The organism is Streptomyces sp. NPDC102283 (genome assembly GCF_044766265.1).
GTDB lineage: Bacteria > Actinomycetota > Actinomycetes > Streptomycetales > Streptomycetaceae > Streptomyces.
On sequence record NZ_JBIWLQ010000004.1, the window covers coordinates 197,642 to 213,657 of the forward strand.

Genomic DNA, 16,016 nt, shown 5'->3' on the forward strand with positions numbered 1-16,016 from the left:
TCGCTACTTCTCCGTCACGCCCGCCGAGTCGAACGTCGCCACCTCGTGCATCGCGCGGGCCGCGCTCTGCACGATCGGGAGCGCCAGCAGCGCGCCGGTGCCCTCGCCCAGCCGCAGGTCGAGGTCGACCAGCGGGCGCAGGCCCAGCTTGTTGAGCGCGGCTACGTGGCCGGGCTCCGCGCTGCGGTGGCCGGCGATGCAGGCCGCCAGTGCCTCGGGGGCGATGGCGCGGGCCACCAGGGCCGCCGCGCCCGCGCTCACGCCGTCCAGGATCACCGGCGTACGCAGGGAGGCTCCGCCCAGGAGGAAGCCGGCCATCGCCGCGTGCTCCAGGCCGCCGACCGCCGCGAGCACGCCGATCGGGTCGGCCGGGTCCGGCTGGTGCAGGTCGAGGGCGCGGCGGACGACGTCGACCTTGCGGGCGTGCATCTCGTCGTTGATACCGGTCCCCCGACCGGTCACCTCGGAGGCGTCGATCCCCGTGTACACGCAGATCAGCGCGGCCGACGCGGTGGTGTTGGCGATGCCCATCTCGCCGGTGAGCAGGGCCTTGTTGCCTGCCGCCACCAGGTCACGGGCGGTCTCGATGCCCACCTCGATCGCTGCGAGGACCTCTTCCCGGGAGAGTGCGGGACCCGTCGTGAAGTCCGCTGTTCCGGCGCGTACCTTGCGGGGCAGCAGACCCGGGGTCGCCGGCAGGTCCGTGGCCACGCCCACGTCCACGACACAGACCTCCGCGCCGACCTGGGCCGCGAAGGCGTTGCAGACGGCTCCGCCGCCCAGGAAGTTCGCCACCATCTGGGCGGTGACCTCCTGCGGCCAGGCGGTGACGCCCTGGGCGTGCACCCCGTGGTCGCCGGCGAAGATCGCGACAGCCGCGGGCTCCGGGATCGGCGGCGGGCACATCCGGGAGAGCCCGGACAGCTGTGCGGAGATGATCTCCAGCATCCCGAGCGCACCGGCGGGCTTCGTCATCCGCTTCTGGCGTTCCCACGCCTCGCCGAGCGCCTTCGCGTCCAGCGGGCGGATCGCGGAGATCGTCTCCTGGAGCAGGTCGTGCGGCTCGGCGCCGGGCAGCGCGCGACGGCCGTACGTCTCCTCGTGGACGACCCAGGACAGCGGGCGGCGCTTGGACCAGCCCGCCTGCATCAGCTCGGGCTCCTCGGGGAACTCGTCGACGTAACCGACGCACAGGTAGGCCACGACCTCCAGGTGCTCGGGGAGGCCGAGCGCACGGACCATCTCCCGCTCGTCGAAGAAGCTGACCCAGCCGACGCCGAGGCCCTCGGCGCGCGCGGCGAGCCACAGGTTCTCGACGGCGAGGGCCGAGGAGTACGGAGCCATCTGCGGCTGGGTGTGCCGGCCGAGGGTGTGACGGCCGCCGCGGGTGGGGTCGGCGGTCACGACGATGTTGACCGGGGTGTCGAGGATCGCCTCGATCTTCAGTTCCTTGAACTGCTTCGCCCGGCCCTTGGGCAGCGACTTGGCGTAGGCGTCGCGCTGGCTCTGGGCCAGCTCGTGCATGGAGCGACGGGTCTCCGCGGAGCGGATGACGACGAAGTCCCACGGCTGCGAGTGGCCGACGCTCGGCGCGGTGTGCGCCGCCTCCAGCACCCGGAGCAGGACCTCGTGCGGAATCGGGTCGCCGCGGAAGCCGTTGCGGATGTCCCGGCGCTCGCGCATGACCCGCAGGACCGCTTCCCGTTCGGCGTCGTCGTAACCGGGGGCGGGCGGAGTGAACGGCTCGGCCTGTTCGGCCCGCTCGGTGGATTCGGCCTGTTCGGTGGGTTCCGCAGGTTCGGTGAGCCCGTCGAGCGGCTGTGCCGCCTCGGGCTGCTGCGGTGCCTCGACCGGTCGCGGTGCCTCGGTGTGCTGCGGCGCCTCGGCCTGTGCCTGCTGGTCGGCGGCCTGTGCCTGCTGGTCGGCGGCCTGCGGCTGCTGGTCGTGCTCCAGCGGTTCCGGGAGTTCCGGTGTCTCGATGACCTCGGGACCGCTGCCGTCCTCGGCTTCCGGCGCGACCGGGTCGGCCGCTTCAGCCTCCGTTGCCACGCGGGGCTCGGCGGTGGGCTCGGGGGCGGGGGCCGGGGTGGCTTCCTGCTCCGTTGCGGGGAGTTGCTGAGCCGTCGGCTCCTGCGCCTCCGCTCCCTCCGCTTCCGCCGTCACGGGCTCGGCGGACTCCGCGGGCACCACGGGCTCGGCCGGTCCTGCGGCGATGGGCTCGGGCTGCACGGGCTCGGGAGCGGGCGGCTCGGCCACCGGCTCCGCCGCTACCGCCTCCGGAGCCACAACGGCTTCCGGAGCGGGCACCGCTTGCGGAACCCCAACGGCTTCCGGAGCGGGGACGGCTTCCGGGCCCTCTGCCACTGCTGCCGCCGGGGCCGGCTCGGGGGCCGGTCCGACGGGCTGCTCCTGCTCGGGCTGTACCACCGGCTCGGGCTGTGCCTCCGGCACCACGACAGGCGCGTCCTGTGCCGGGGCCTGAGGTTCGGGGGCTGCGGTCTCCATCGGGACGGCCTGCGCCTCGGGCTCCGGGGCCACGACGGCGGCTTGCCGCGCCTCCACCGGTTCCGACGCCTCGGGGGCAGGCGCGGGCGCGGGCAACTCATCGGCCGGGGCCTGGGCGGGTGCTTCCGTCAGCGCCTCGGCCTGGGCCGCCTGGTTCTCCGGTACGACGACGGGACCGGCAGGGGGCATCTCCGCGGCGGCCGTCTCGGGAACGACCGTTTCTGCCGGGACGGCCTGCGGGGGCTGCTCCGGCTGCTCAACGGCAGTGGGCTGCTGGGGCTGCTCCGGCTGCTCGATCGGGGGCATCGCAACCGCCGCCGGGGCGGGCACGGCCACCGGCTCGGCCGGCAAAACCGCCTGAACCGGCTCCTCGGCCACGGCCGCGGTCTGCTCAACCACCTCGGGCTCGGCCACCGGCTGCTCCGCCTCGACGACCTGAACCCGCTCCGGCTGCTGAGCCTGCTCGGCGGGCGCCGGCTCCACAACGACCTGCTCCGGCTGCGGCTGCGGCGGCTGCGCCCCCCACGGGGCGCCGGCCTGCGGCGGAATCTCGCCCAGCTGCGGGCCGGGCAGGGTCGAGGGGTCCCCGGCCGGGACGTCGACGTGCTCGGGGCCGGGCGTCGGCGGGCCGGCGTGACGTGCGGGAGCGGCGGTCCGAGTGGCTCCGGCGGGGCCCCGGTCGGCCAGTGAGCGCACGACGCCGCCCTGCGTACCGCCGTACGTCGGGGCCTCGGCGGAGGCGGGGCCCCGGTGCAGCGGGCGGCGGGCGGGGGCGGCTGCCGCGTGCGCGCCGACCGGTGCGGGCGCGGGCGCGGGAATGCGTACGCCGTTGAGGTCCACGGAGCCGGAGTCGCGGCCACCGGACTCATGGGTGCTGTGCGTCTCGGCGGGCGCGGAGGCGGCAGCCGCCTGGCCCTGCTGCGCGGGGGCCTGCCGCTGGGGCTGGGCCTGAGGCTGCTGCGCACCGTGCTCGTACGCGGCGGGCTGTGCCACCGCGGTCTGTACGGCGGGCTGGCCCTGCGCGGGAGCCGGGGCGGCCTGCGGGTCGCTCCAGGCGCCCTGGGAGGTCGGCATCAGCAGAAGGTCGTCGTCCTCGGGAGTGTGCTCGGAGGGGTCGAGGAAGGTGTACGCGTCCGGGGCGGGGATGCCCGGCTGCTCCACCATGCCTGCGTTCTCCGGCAGTCCCTCGCCCGGGACCTGGCCGGTGTCAGTCATGCGTACCCCTCGCCCATCGTCAGTGCTCCTTCGGCCCTTCGCCCGGGACGCCGAACCACGGCACGCCGGTGCTCGTCATCAAGAACGAGCGGGCTCGCCGCGCGGCACGAAACGCCCGCGCGGCTTCCTATTCTCGCGGCCGTTCGCCGCCGCGACAGGCAGTTCTGCCACGGCTCACTGTGGACTGCGCCACGTTGCGCGTCCCCCGGGTTGTGCCGTACCACAGTGCGGAACAATGCGGTCCACTTTTCCGGACATTGACGAACGAAGCGACGAACGGCCGGGTGCGGTACAACAATCCGCCAGCCTACCTTCCGCACCGGGCCGAGCGGGTCAGGGGGCGAGGTCCGAACGCCCCGCGGAGAGCAGGAACACGACGGACCTCTCGCGCTCGGTCCACACCTCGGTGTCCAGGTCGACGGACTGGAGCAGCGAGCACTCGACGGTGTAGCCGTTGCCGGTGAGGGCCGCGCCGAGCGCCTCGGCCTCGTCCCGGTTGGAGGCGTGCGTGACGATGCGTTCCGGTCGCCGGTCGATGACGGCCCGGGCCACCGGGACTCCCCCGCCCCCGATCCGTACGACGTCCGGTTCGGGCAGGCGTTCCAGGACGTGCGGGGCGCGGCCTCGGACCACTTGGACGGGGACGCCGAAGGCGCGGGCGGCGGCCTCGGTGCGAGCGCAGGCGGCCGGGTCGTCGTCCACGGCCAGGACCGCCGCGCCGAAGCGGGCGGCCTCGACGGCGAGGGCGCCGCTGCCCGAGCCGATGTCCCAGACCAGGTCACCGGTGCGGGGGCCGAGCCGGGCGAGCTGGGCGGCGCGCAGGCCGGGGAACTCGCCCTCGCCGGACTCCTGCATCCGCTCGGCCCCGGCGGCCCGGTAGGCCTCGGCGGGCAGGGCCCAGCCCCGTATCCCCTGGGGGTAGGCCGGCTGACGGCCGGCGATCCAGGCGCCGGCGGCGGTGGTCTCGGGGCCGCCGCCGATGACGATGACGACGTTGGGGTCGCGCCAGGCGTGGTCGGCCGCCTTGTCGGAGGTGAGGACGGTGACGCGCTCGCGGGCGGTGCCGAGTTCCTCGCAGATCACGAAGGTGCGGTGGACGCCGTCGAGGAGCAGGGCCAGTTCGGCGGGTCCGGCGCCCGGTGAGGTGAGGACGGCGACCTTGTGGTGGGCCCGGCAGACGTTGACCGCGCGGCGCAGGGTGCGGGGGTGGGCGACGACGACCTGGGCGTCGTCCCAGGGCATGCCGGCCCGTGCGAAGGCGGTGGCCACGGCGGAGACGGCGGGGACGACCTCGACCTCCAGGCCGTGTTCGCGGGCGCGCAGGGTGCGGACGACGCCGAAGAAGCCGGGGTCGCCGTCGGCGAGGACCACGGGGCTGCCGCGGTGTCCGGCGATCCTGCGGGCGGCGAGGTCGACGCTGCCGAGGCGGATGCGTTCGGCGTGCGGGGGCACTTCCGGCAGGGTGAGGTGGTGGGCGGCGCCGGCGACGAGCGTGGCGCCCGAGAGCGCGGCCGTGGCCGCTCTGGTCAGTGGCGAGCCGTCCCAGCCGATCACCGTGACCCGGTCGGCCATCGTCGTCTGTCTCCTGGGGTGTCGGAGGGAGCGGGCACTGCCCGTGCGGTGCCGGGCAGGGGTGAGAGTACCTGGTCCGGACCTCGGGCTCGTGGGGGGCCTCGGGCTCTACTTCCAGCTGTTGTACGTGCCGTAGTCGCCGGCGTCGGCGAGCTGCTCCGCGACCCCTTCGAGGTCCTCGGGGAGGAGTCCCCACAGGATCAGGTCGGTGCGGATGTCGGTCCAGCCGCCGTCGGTGCCGTTCTCGGTCCGGGTCCGGGCGATGCGGGCGTTGCGCAGGACGCCCTCGCTGATGCAGCCGAGCTTCTGGGCGACCTGCTGGGAGGCGGTGTTGTCGGCGGGGGTGCGCAGCTCGATGCGTTCGAAGCCCTGGTCGCGGAAGAGCCATTGGGCTATGGCGAGCACGGATTCGGTGGCGTACCCCTCGCCGCGGGCCCAGGGTGCGGTGATGTAGCGGACCTCGGTGGCCAGGGTGCGCCAGTCGGTGTTGAGGAGGCGGACGCTGCCGACGAGGCGCTGGGTGAGGAATTCGGTGACGGCGAGGGCGATGCCGTGGCCCGCGGTGCGCTCCGCGGGAGCGATTCTGCGGACCCAGCGTTCGGCGTCGACCTGGGTGTACGGGTTCGGCCCGTCCATCCACGCGGTGACCGCCTCGTCGTTCATCATCTCGATGTACGCGGGGATGTCGGCCATCTCGAAGGGGCGCATCACCAACCTGTCCGTGCTGATGGAGATGGACGGAAAGGTGGTAGTCATGCGCAGCTCCATGCCGAAGACCGGGTAAAAGCACAGCATGCAGCATCGGGCCCGCCGTGCGCATGGGCGGGTCGGCACGACGGAGCCCCGCGCCTCCGGGAGGGAGGCGCGGGGCTCCGTCGGCAAGTGCCGGGTGGGCGTCAGGACTTGGCGGGGGTGCCGAAGGCCGGGACGATCGCACCCTGGTAGGTGTCCTCGATGAACTTCTTGACCTCGTCGGAGTTGAGGAGCTTCGCGAGCTTCTCGACGCGCGGGTCCTTCTCGTTGCCGTCCTTCACCGCCAGGAAGTTGGCGTACGGGTTGCCCTCGGCCTTCTCCAGGACGAGGGAGTCCTTGCCTGGCTTCAGGTCGGCCTCGATGGCGTAGTTGCCGTTGATGACGGCGGCGTCCACGTCGTCCAGGGCGCGGGGCACGGTGGCGGCCTCCAGCTCCTTGAACTCCAGACCCTTCTTGTCGGTGATGTCGCTCAGCTTGGCGCTGGTGCCGACGCCCTCCTTGAGGGTGATCAGGTCGTTCTCGGCGAGCAGCTGGAGGGCGCGGCCGCCGTTGGTGGTGTCGTTGGGGACGGCTATGGTCTGGCCGGCCTTGATGTCCTTGAGGTCCTTGACCGTCTTGGAGTAGAGGCCCAGCGGCTCCAGGTGGACGTCGACCACGGGCACGATGGTGGTCTTCTGCTTCGCGTTGAAGTCGTCCAGGTAGGGCTTGTGCTGGAAGAAGTTGGCGTCGACCTGACCGTTCTGGGTGGCGGTGTTCGGCAGGACGTAGTCCGTGAACTCCTTGACCTCCAGGTTGAGGCCCGCCTTCTTCGCCAGGTTCTTCTTGACGAAGTTCAGGATGTCGGCGTGCGGCGTCGGGGACGCGGCGACGACCAGGGCCTTGGAGGTGTCGGCGTTGGCGCCGGTCTCGCTCTTGGCGGCCGGGTCGGAGGACGTACCGCAGGCGCTCAGCCCCAGGGCGAGGGCGGCGGCGGAAGCGACAGTTGCGGTGATCTTGATGTTCTTGCGCACGAAAAGTGCCTCTTTCTTGTGGTGGTGCGCCCGGACAAGGAGTTCGGGCTCGGTGGGACAGAAAGTTCTGGGGGGGGCGGGCCTCAGGAGGCGGTGCGGCCGCGGCGGGCCAGCAGCCGGACGGCGATGTCGCCGATCAGCTGGATCACCGTGACGATGACGACCAGCAACGCGACGGTGACCAGCATGAACCGGTTGTCGAAGCGCTGGAATCCGTTGGTGATGGCCTGGGAGCCGAGCCCTTCGCCGCCGACCGCGCCGGCCATCGCGGAGTAGCCGATGAGCACGATGAGGGTGGTGGTGACACCCGAGACGAGCGAGGGCAGGGCCTGCGGGAGGAGCACCTTGCGGACGATCGTGGGGATGGAGCCGCCCATCGCCTGCACCGCCTCGACGAGTCCGTGGTCGACCTCGCGGATCGCCGTCTCGACGAGCCGGGCGAAGAACGGGATGGCTCCGACGGCGAGCGGCACGATCATCGCGGTGGGACCGATGAAGGTGCCGACGACCCAGGTGGTGAAGGGGATCAGGGCGATCAGCAGGATGATGAACGGCAGGGAGCGGCCGATGTTCACGATCACGCCGACGACCTTGTTCACCACGGTGTTCCGCAGCAGTCCGCCCTTGTCGGTGAGGACCAGCAGCACGCCGAGCGGCAGTCCGCCGGCGACGGTGACCAGCGCGGACCACAGCACCATGTAGAGGGTGTCGATGGTGCCCTGGGCCAGCAGGGGCTGCATTTCGGACCAGGTCACTTGACGACCTCCTTGGTGAGCGCGGCGGACGTCTGCTGCTCCGGAACGACGGTGGCGGCGGTCGCGGCGGTCGCGGCGCCGGACTTCGGGCCGGACTCCTCCTCGACGACCTCGGCCTGGAGGCCCTGCTCGCGCAGGAACCCGATGGGCACGACGTTCTCCTCGAAGCGGCCGGGCAGCTCGATGCGCATCCGGCCGATCTGCCTGCCGCCGACGGTGTCCATCGCGGCGCCGAGGATCGAGATGTCGATGTTGTACGTGCGCGAGAGCTGGGAGATGACCGGCCGGGACGCAGACCCGCCCCGGAAGGTGACGTCGACGACCGTGCGGTCGGGGCCGGAGGCGGCCCCGCCGACCGGGAACAGTTCGTGGGCCAGTTCGGAGCCGGGGGTGGCGAGGAGTTCCGCGACGGTCCCGGACTCGACGATCCGGCCGCGCCGCATGAGCGCCGCGGAATCGCAGATGGTCTTGACGACGTCCATCTCGTGGGTGATGAGCAGGACGGTCAGGCCGAGCTGCTGGTTGAGGTCGCGCAGCAGCTGGAGGATGGAGCGGGTGGTCTCGGGGTCGAGTGCGGAGGTCGCCTCGTCCGAGAGCAGCACCTGGGGGTCGCCCGCCAGGGCGCGGGCGATGCCCACGCGCTGCTTCTGGCCGCCGGAGAGCTGACCGGGGTAGGCCTTCGCCTTGTCGGCGAGGCCGACCAGGTCGAGGAGTTCCCCGGCCTTGCGGGTGCGCTCCCGGCCGGAGAGGTTGAGAATCTCCAGCGGCAGCTCCACGTTGTCCAGCACGGTGCGGGAGTCCAGCAGGTTGAAGTGCTGGAAGACCATGCCGATGCGGGTGCGGGCCCGGCGCAGCTCGGCGCTCGCCCGTCGGCCGCGGCCGGCGAGGGCGGTGAGGTCCTGGCCTGCCACGGTCACGGTTCCGGAGGTGGGGCGTTCCAGGAGGTTGACGCAGCGGATGAGGGAGGACTTTCCGGCGCCGCTCTGTCCGACGACGCCGTACACCTCGCCTTCGCGGACGTGCAGGTCGACGCCGTCGAGTGCGGTGACCTCACGGTCGCGCGACTGGTAGACCTTCGTGAGGCCCGTCGTGGTGATCACAGGGGTTTCCGTCACTGTCGAGTGCGCGGCGCGGTGTCCGCCGGGCACGGGGCATTCGTCTGAAGAGACTGTTCGGGCTGGTCGGCCGGGGTCTCGGCATGGCTGCGCGGCGGTCGGCCGGAAGGACAGCGCATGCGCGGGCGCGCTCGTTCCGCGGGGTGCGGACGGCGCAGGCTCGGTCTCGCTTCGGGGCGCGAGGCTCAGGCTGGGGCCCTCAGAAGGCGCGCATTCGACACATACAACGAGCACCGGGCGTGCTGATCGCCTCGGTCGCAAGGGTGCGGCTGCTCGTCGTGGTCATGGGTCAAGTAAAACAGACGTGAGGTCTCCCCGATCCCGGCTGTCCGCATAGCGGACAGGGCTGGATGGCCGGACGTCAACCTTCCGGTTGCGTCGACCGACTCCCGGCGCACGGCTGTGACCTGCGGTGACGGAGCGTTCGCGGGAGCGGGTTCAGGGCCGGGCGGACGCCCGGGGAGCGGAACCTCCTCCACCGGTTGTGGCCAAGGCCACGGTCCGCGCCCCGCGCAGGCGGCCGCCTCCGCGGGGGCCGGGGCCGCACGCGGGCGGGCGTTCCGTCCGTAATACCCTCGACTCATGCTTGACGCCCTGACGGTCGCGGTCGCCGTGGCCGCGCTCGCCCTCGCCGCCTGGTGCGGACATGCCGCCTACCGGGACCAGCCGACGAAGGACTGGCATTTCATCGGGATGGCGGTCGTCTCCGTGCTGGCGCTGGCCCAGTTGGTCGTGGGCGTCGTGCAGCTGGCGCGCGGGGAGCGGCCGGAGCAGGGGATGGCGGTGTTCATCGCGTATCTGATCGGTTCGTTCGCCGCCGTGCCCGCGGCCGGATTCCTGTCGTTGACCGAGCGGACCCGCTGGGGTTCGGTCACGGTGGCGGCGGGCGCGGTCGTGCTGGCGGTTCTGGAGGTCCGGCTCTATGACATCTGGGGAAACTGACGTGAGCGACACCGACCGCCCCGAGGTGGCCGCGGCCCCGAAGCCTGCCTTCGAACTGGGCACCGGGCCCGGCCGGGTCCTGGTCTGGTTCTACGGGGTGTTCACGGTCGCGGCGGCCTCGCGCACGATCGTCGAGATGGCCAGGGGCTTCGACCGGGCGCCACTGGCGTACACGCTCTCGGCCGTCGCCGCCCTGGTGTACGGCTTCATCACGTACTCGCTGGTGCGCGGCGGGGAGAAGGCCCGCCGGGCGGCGCTGGTGTGCTGTGCCGCGGAGCTGCTCGGCGTGCTGGTCGTCGGCGCGTGGACGCTGGCCGAGCCGACCGCCTTCCCGGACTCGACGGTGTGGTCGGACTTCGGGATGGGTTACCTCTTCATCCCGGTGATCCTGCCGGTCACCGGGATGATCTGGCTGCGCCGCGCGAAGACGGTCGCGGTGTAGCGACGCCGTTCCGGCCCCGCCGCGCGCGGCGCACGGTCAGGCGCTGGCCACGTAGTCCCGGTCGGCGGCATCCTTCTCCAGCAGGACCATCCGGACGCCGTCGGCTCCGGTGACGGCCCCGACCTGGGCGTATCCGGCCCGCCGGTAGAGCCGCAGATTGCCCTCGCTGCGGTGTCCGCTGTGCAGCCGGAAGCGGGTCGCCGCCCGCTCGACGGAGAGCGCCGACTCGGCGGCGAGCAGCAGCCGGGCCCCGAGGCCGTGGCCCTGGAGCCGGGGGTGGACGCAGAGCTTGCCGATGAGGCCCGTGCCGTCCGGGTCGGTGCCTCCTCGCACCGAGCCGACGACCTCGTCCCCGAGCCGGGCCACGAACACCAGGTCGTCGGCGACTTCGGCGCGCAGTGATGCGAGGCTCTGGACGAGCGGGTCGATCCGGTAGTTGTCGTACAGCTCCGCCTCGCGCTGGAAGCAGAGGTACTGAAGTCTGAAGATCTGCTCGACGTCCTGTGCCGTCGCCGCCGAGATGGTCACGCTCATGCCCATGTGTGCACGCCTCCCGCTCACCTGTTCGCCGGTTGCCTACCGCTCCCTTCCCGCACGGAAGGAGCGACAACCTCCGCAGCCAGCATTCTGCGCAGACATCCAAGGCAACGGGAACGGATCGGGCCCAAGCTCCCCTGTGACATACCCAACTCCCCTGCGATTTCCCGGTAGGTCGGGTCGTTGGGGGCGAGCATCGCCTCCAACAGCCGGGGGCAACGGCCGGGCAGCCGGGCCATCGCGGAGCGCAGAGCGCGGCGTTCGGCGGCCCCGAGGGCGGCGCGTTCCGGGCAGTCGGCCGGTCCGGCGGCGGGTTCCGTTCCGCCGTACGGGCGTTCCCGCCGGGCCGTCCGGCGGCCGCGGCGGGCCTCGCCCCGCACGGTGTCGCGCACCCAGCGGGCCGCGTCGGCGGGTGGTCCGGCGGCGGCCGGGCGCTCCAGCAGCCGCACCCAGACACTCTGTTCGAGGTCGGCGGGGTCGAGCCCGGCGGCCGGGGCCTCGGCCCTCGCCTCCGCGCGCACCAGGGGTTGTAAGGCACGGACGACGAGGGCGGTGGAAGCGGCCGGGGCGGGATCGTGGTCGAGAAGCGTCATGCCCCGGCGGACGTGCCGGGACAGCCGCCGGTTGCCCCGGGCGGCGCTCCACCACCCGACCGGGGTATGCCGGGGGCGGGCGGCTGACGGCGCACCCCGTGTACGGGAGGTGCGCCGTGCACGCCTCCCGGCCGGTCAGCGCCCGGCGTGGTCCGCCGCCGCGAGCAGCGCCGTGTCCGGATGGTCGGCGAAGATGCCGTCGATGCCGGTGGCGAGGTAGGCGGCGCAGGCGCCGAACACGTCACCGTAGGCGTTGGGGTCGGTGCCGCGCCGGAAGTCGGCGGGCAGGAAGCTGTTCTCGTTGCGCAGCGTGTACGGGTGCAGCCGCAGGCCCTTGGCGTGCGCGTCCCGCACCAGCGTGGTCGGGGTGGTGAGCCGGCCCGAGGCGTCCTTGGGGATGACGAGGTCGAGGGTGGGGCCGATGCCCTGGGCGAAGGAGGCCATCCACTTCAGCCCGGCGGGCTTCACCAGGTCGGCGACGGTGCGCGGGTCGCCCGACTCGACGAAGTCCCAGGGGCGCTCCTTCGGGCCGGACAGCAGGACGACGCGCGAAGTGTCGACGAGGCGCGCGAGGCGCTGGACGGAGCCGGGCTCGAAGGACTGGAGGATGAGCGCGGAGTCGTGGCGGTCCCGGCCGTAGCGGCGCAGCAGCCGGGCGAGCGGCTCCTCCAGGCCGAGGCCGAGCTTGCGGAAGTAGGTGGGGTGCTTGGTCTCCACGTACAGCCAGACCGGCTTGGAACGCTTGCGGCCCTCCTTCTCCGCCCAGCGCAGCACCTCCTCGAAGGTGGGAACCGTCCAGCGGCCGTTGTAGAGGGTGTTGTCCGGGCGACTGCCCGGGATGCGCTCCTTGGCCCGCAGGGTCTTCAGCTCGGCGAGGGTGAAGTCCTCGGTGAACCAGCCTGTGTAGGAGACGCCGTCGATGCTCTTGGTGGCCTTGCGGCCGGCGAACTCGGGGTGGTCGGCGACGTCCGTGGTTCCGGTGATGTCACTCTCGTGGCGGCAGACGAGGTGGCCGTCCTTGGTCGGCACGAGGTCCTGCTCGATGATGTGCGCGCCCATGTCGAGGGCCAGCTGGTAGGAGCCGAGGGTGTGCTCGGGGCGGTAGCCGCTGGCCCCGCGGTGGCCGATCACCGTCGGCACGGGCAGATCGCGCAGCGATCCGTGGCCGCCGCCGTGGCCGCGTCCACGCTCGGCCGCGTGGGCGGTGGCGGGCAGGCCCAGGGCCGCGGTGCCGAGGACCGCGGCGCCCAGGAGGCTCCGCCGGCCAGGGGTCTTCCGCGCACGCTCCGTCATGAATACTCCTCGCTTGGTGATGTCCGGGACCGGTCGAGCGAGGCCCGATCGTAGGCTGGGCGGTGTACGAGAGGACGGCTCCTCGGCCAACATGGCGGAAACACACGTCAACACCGTGTATCCGCTTCGTGAACCCGATGTGCGATCAGCGCATACCCGCGAGTATCGTCCTCACCTGCACCGACCATCACCCGTCGGCACCGGCCACCGCCCGTACGACCCATTCCATCGCGGCCGGCCAGGCCACGACACCGGAGGAACCGTTGTCCCGTCTCACGGTCATCAAGGCAGTGCTCGGACCGATTCTGCGCCTGATGTTCCGCCCACAGGTGGAAGGCGTCGAGAACATTCCCGGGACCGGGCCGGTGATCCTCGCGGGCAATCACCTCACGTTCATCGACTCGATGATCATGCCGATCTGCTGCGACCGGCCGGTGTTCTACATCGGCAAGGACGAGTACGTCACGGGCAAGGGCCTCAAGGGCAAGCTGATGGCCTGGTTCTTCACCGGCTGCGGCATGATCCCGGTGGACCGCGACGGCGGCCGGGGCGGGGTCGCGGCGCTGATGACGGGACGCCGGGTGCTGGAGGAGGGGCAGGCCTTCGCGATCTACCCGGAGGGCACCCGCTCCCCCGACGGCCGGCTCTACCGGGGCCGTACGGGCATCGCGCGGCTGACGCTGATGACGGGCGCCCCGGTGATCCCGTTCGCGATGATCGGGACCGACAAGCTGCAGCCGGGCGGCGCGGGCCTGCCCCGGCCGGGCAAGGTCACGGTGCGCTTCGGCGAGCCGATGGAGTTCTCGCGCTACGAGGGCATGGACCGCGACCGATATGTGCTGCGGGCGGTGACCGACTCGGTGATGGCCGAGGTGATGCGGCTGTCCGGCCAGGAGTACGTGGACATGTACGCGACGAAGGCGAAGGCGGCCTGACCCGTACGGCGGAGGCCTGCTGCCTCACCGGGCGGCCACGGAGAAGGGCCCGCACCCCCTCGGGGGTGCGGGCCCTTCTCCGCTCCGTACGGCCTACGGGTGCTCGACGCCGTCCTCCAGCTTCTGGCCCCGCAGCAGGAACCAGGACGCGACCGCCGCCGCCAGCAGAACCGACGCGCCGACGCCCGCGGCGGACCGCAGTCCGTCGACGAACGCGTCCTGGGCCGCCGAGACCAGTGGCCCGGCCTGGGCGGCGGGCAGCGCCCCGGCGGCCTCGACCGCCCCGCCCAGTGACTCGTGGGCGGCCGACTCGATGTCGGCGGGGATGCCGGACGGGGTCGGGAAGCCCCGGTAGACGCCGGTGACGATGGAGCCGAGCAGGGCGATGCCGAGGGCCGCGCCCAGTTCGTACGCGGTCTCGGAGACGGCGGACGCGGAGCCCGCCTGCTCCTTCGGGACGCTGGAGAGGATCACGTCGGCGGTGACGGTGAAGGCGAAGCCCGCGCCGACGCCGACGACCAGCAGCATGGAGCCGAGCAGCGGATAGCCGGTGTTCTGGTCGAGCAGGGTCACACTGCCCAGGGCCAGTCCGACCGCGGCCAGGCCGCCCGAGACCACGGAGCGGACCGAGAAGCGGCGGGCGGCGAACCCTGCCAGCAGACCCGCGGTCACCGCGCCGATGGCGGCGGGCAGTTCGGCGAGTCCCGCCTCCAGCGGCCCCCGGCCCTGCACCAGTTGCAGGAACTGGGAGAGGAAGAAGACCAGGCCCGACAGGCCGAGAATGGTCAGCAGGTCGGCGAGGACCGCGCCGGAGAAGCCCCGGTGGTGGAAGAGCCGCATGTCCAGCAGGGGCGCGGGCAGCCGCAGTTGCCTGCGGACGAACCAGGTGAGCGCGCCGACGCCGAGCACGGCCGCCGCCCCGGCCTCCCAGCTCACCCCGTGCGCGGCCGCCTCCTTGATGGCGTACACGACACCGATCATGCCGACCAGGGAGAGCCCGACGCTGAGCATGTCCCACGGGCCGGGAGCCGGGTTCTTGGACTCGGGGATCAGCTTGACGCCGACGACGACGAGGACGGCCATCACGGGCAGGTTGATGAGGAAGACCGAACCCCACCAGAAGTGTTCGAGCAGGAACCCACCGACGACCGGGCCGACGGCCGCGCCCGCCGAGGCCATCGCGCCCCAGATCCCGATGGCGAGGCTGCGCTCGCGCGGGTCGTGGAAGAGGTTGCGGATCAGGGCCAGGGTGGACGGCATCAGAGTGGCGCCCGCGACACCGAGCAGCGCCCGGGCCACGATCATCATCTCGGGCGTGGTCGCGTACGCGTTGAGCACGGAGACCGCGCCGAACGCGACGGCGCCGATCAGTAGCAGCTTCTTGCGGCCGATCCGGTCGCCGAGGCTGCCCATCGAGACGAGCAGGCCGGCGATGACGAAGGAGTAGACGTCGCCGATCCAGAGGAGCTGGGTGCCGGTCGGTTCGAGGTCCTCGCTGAGGAACGGGGTGGCGAGACCGAGGACGGTCGCGTCCACGGCCACCAGCAGCACGGCGAGGACGAGGACGGCGAGCGCGATCCACCGCCCCGGGCGGCGTACGGCGTCCGCGGTGTGCTGGCTCTGGTCGATGCCGGTCATTGCTCCACGCTCCGCCGTGCTCCGCCGAGCAGCAACTCGACGATCATGTGTTGGAAATCCTGTGCGGCGACCCGTCCCGCCTGGACGGCCCAGGCGCCGGTGCCGACGAGCCCGTAGAGGGCCTCCGTCAGCCAGGCGGGGGTGAGGTCGATACGGAACTCGCCGCGTTCCTGGCCGCGGCGGAAGAAGGCGGAGACGCGGGCGTCGGCCCGGTTCCATCCCTCGTTGACCTCGTCGCCCTCGAAGAGCTGGTTCTCGTTGACGAGGAAGGACAGCAGTCCGGCGCTGGGCTCGACGGCCGCGATGAGGCGGCGCAGCCCCTCCTCGGAGGTGTCCTCGTCGAGCCGGGCGGCGTCCAGGGCCGCCTCGAACTCCTGGATGCCGAGACTCTCCAGCGCCCTCACCAGGGCGTCGCGCCCGGCGAAGTGGCGGTGGAGGGTGGCCCGGCCGATGCCCGCCGCCCGGGCGACCTCGTCCATGGTGGCGGTCGATTTGCGGGTCAGCAGGGCGGCGGCGCTGCGCAGCACCTGCTCACGATCGAGAGTCATGAGACGACCATAAACCATCTGAGACAAGTTCGTCTCATCGGGAGGGTGTGGGCGCGCAGGAGGCGGGGAGGGCGAAACGCAGAGTGAAGGCGGGACAGGTCGCGAGGCGGGAGGCAGGTCGCGAGGCGGGAAACAAAAAGTGGCCGGAGGTGAACCCACTCCT

14 protein-coding genes are annotated in these 16,016 nt (G+C 72.3%); 3 read left to right on the forward strand and 11 right to left on the reverse strand.

Annotated elements, in window-relative coordinates:
* Positions 1 to 3: 3 nt before the first annotated feature.
* From cobT to ACIRJT_RS10150, 6 genes are all read right to left on the reverse strand, one after another.
* The gene (cobT, locus tag ACIRJT_RS10125) at positions 4 to 3,720 is read right to left on the reverse strand and encodes a nicotinate-nucleotide--dimethylbenzimidazole phosphoribosyltransferase (protein WP_403906952.1); all 3,717 of its coding nucleotides are present in this window, start codon (positions 3,718 to 3,720) and stop codon (positions 4 to 6) included.
* Positions 3,721 to 4,053: 333 nt separating this feature from the next.
* Positions 4,054 to 5,292: a precorrin-6y C5,15-methyltransferase (decarboxylating) subunit CbiE gene (cbiE, locus tag ACIRJT_RS10130; RefSeq protein WP_403906955.1), complete on the reverse strand. Its 1,239-nt coding sequence runs from the start codon at positions 5,290 to 5,292 to the stop codon at positions 4,054 to 4,056.
* A 108-nt stretch (positions 5,293 to 5,400) separates the two neighbouring features.
* Positions 5,401 to 6,087, reverse strand: coding sequence for a GNAT family N-acetyltransferase (locus ACIRJT_RS10135; protein WP_403906957.1), 687 nt, complete (start codon positions 6,085 to 6,087; stop codon positions 5,401 to 5,403).
* 101 nt (positions 6,088 to 6,188) lie between these two features.
* Positions 6,189 to 7,055 (reverse strand): MetQ/NlpA family ABC transporter substrate-binding protein, encoded by an 867-nt coding sequence (locus ACIRJT_RS10140; protein WP_403906960.1) that lies wholly within the window; start codon positions 7,053 to 7,055, stop codon positions 6,189 to 6,191.
* 83 nt (positions 7,056 to 7,138) lie between these two features.
* Positions 7,139 to 7,810, reverse strand: coding sequence for a methionine ABC transporter permease (locus tag ACIRJT_RS10145; RefSeq protein ID WP_403906962.1), 672 nt, complete (start codon positions 7,808 to 7,810; stop codon positions 7,139 to 7,141).
* Entirely contained in the window at positions 7,807 to 8,910 is a 1,104-nt protein-coding gene (locus ACIRJT_RS10150) for a methionine ABC transporter ATP-binding protein (protein ID WP_403906964.1), read from the reverse strand. Before ACIRJT_RS10150 ends, ACIRJT_RS10145 begins: the two co-directional genes overlap by 4 nt.
* Positions 8,911 to 9,507: 597 nt before the next feature.
* Here ACIRJT_RS10150 and ACIRJT_RS10155 point away from each other — a divergent pair.
* Positions 9,508 to 9,867, forward strand: a complete 360-nt coding sequence (locus tag ACIRJT_RS10155) for a hypothetical protein (protein WP_103507461.1) — start codon at positions 9,508 to 9,510, stop codon at positions 9,865 to 9,867.
* Position 9,868: 1 nt separating this feature from the next.
* Positions 9,869 to 10,309 carry a hypothetical protein gene (locus tag ACIRJT_RS10160; protein ID WP_403906967.1) on the forward strand — a complete coding sequence of 147 codons (441 nt, stop codon included), beginning with the start codon at positions 9,869 to 9,871 and terminating at the stop codon, positions 10,307 to 10,309.
* Positions 10,310 to 10,345: 36 nt separating this feature from the next.
* Here ACIRJT_RS10160 and ACIRJT_RS10165 read toward each other — a convergent pair whose 3' ends face one another.
* The 3 genes from ACIRJT_RS10165 to ACIRJT_RS10175 form a co-directional block, all read right to left on the reverse strand.
* A complete protein-coding gene (locus ACIRJT_RS10165) occupies positions 10,346 to 10,849 on the reverse strand; it encodes a GNAT family N-acetyltransferase (protein WP_403906969.1) in 504 nt (167 codons plus the stop codon).
* 17 nt (positions 10,850 to 10,866) lie between these two features.
* Positions 10,867 to 11,439, reverse strand: coding sequence for a sigma-70 family RNA polymerase sigma factor (locus ACIRJT_RS10170; protein WP_403906971.1), 573 nt, complete (start codon positions 11,437 to 11,439; stop codon positions 10,867 to 10,869).
* A 135-nt stretch (positions 11,440 to 11,574) separates the two neighbouring features.
* Positions 11,575 to 12,732: a glycerophosphodiester phosphodiesterase gene (locus ACIRJT_RS10175; RefSeq protein ID WP_403906973.1), complete on the reverse strand. Its 1,158-nt coding sequence runs from the start codon at positions 12,730 to 12,732 to the stop codon at positions 11,575 to 11,577.
* A gap of 263 nt (positions 12,733 to 12,995) precedes the next feature.
* On the opposite strand from ACIRJT_RS10175, the gene ACIRJT_RS10180 reads away from it, so the two are divergent.
* Positions 12,996 to 13,667 (forward strand): 1-acyl-sn-glycerol-3-phosphate acyltransferase, encoded by a 672-nt coding sequence (locus ACIRJT_RS10180; protein WP_050359578.1) that lies wholly within the window; start codon positions 12,996 to 12,998, stop codon positions 13,665 to 13,667.
* A 93-nt stretch (positions 13,668 to 13,760) separates the two neighbouring features.
* On the opposite strand, the gene ACIRJT_RS10185 is transcribed toward ACIRJT_RS10180, so the two are convergent.
* Positions 13,761 to 15,305, reverse strand: a complete 1,545-nt coding sequence (locus ACIRJT_RS10185; protein ID WP_403906975.1) for an MFS transporter — start codon at positions 15,303 to 15,305, stop codon at positions 13,761 to 13,763.
* Positions 15,302 to 15,853 carry a TetR/AcrR family transcriptional regulator gene (locus tag ACIRJT_RS10190; protein WP_371622485.1) on the reverse strand — a complete coding sequence of 184 codons (552 nt, stop codon included), beginning with the start codon at positions 15,851 to 15,853 and terminating at the stop codon, positions 15,302 to 15,304. The genes ACIRJT_RS10185 and ACIRJT_RS10190 overlap by 4 nt, the downstream gene beginning before the upstream one ends.
* Between the last annotated feature and the right edge of the window lie 163 nt (positions 15,854 to 16,016).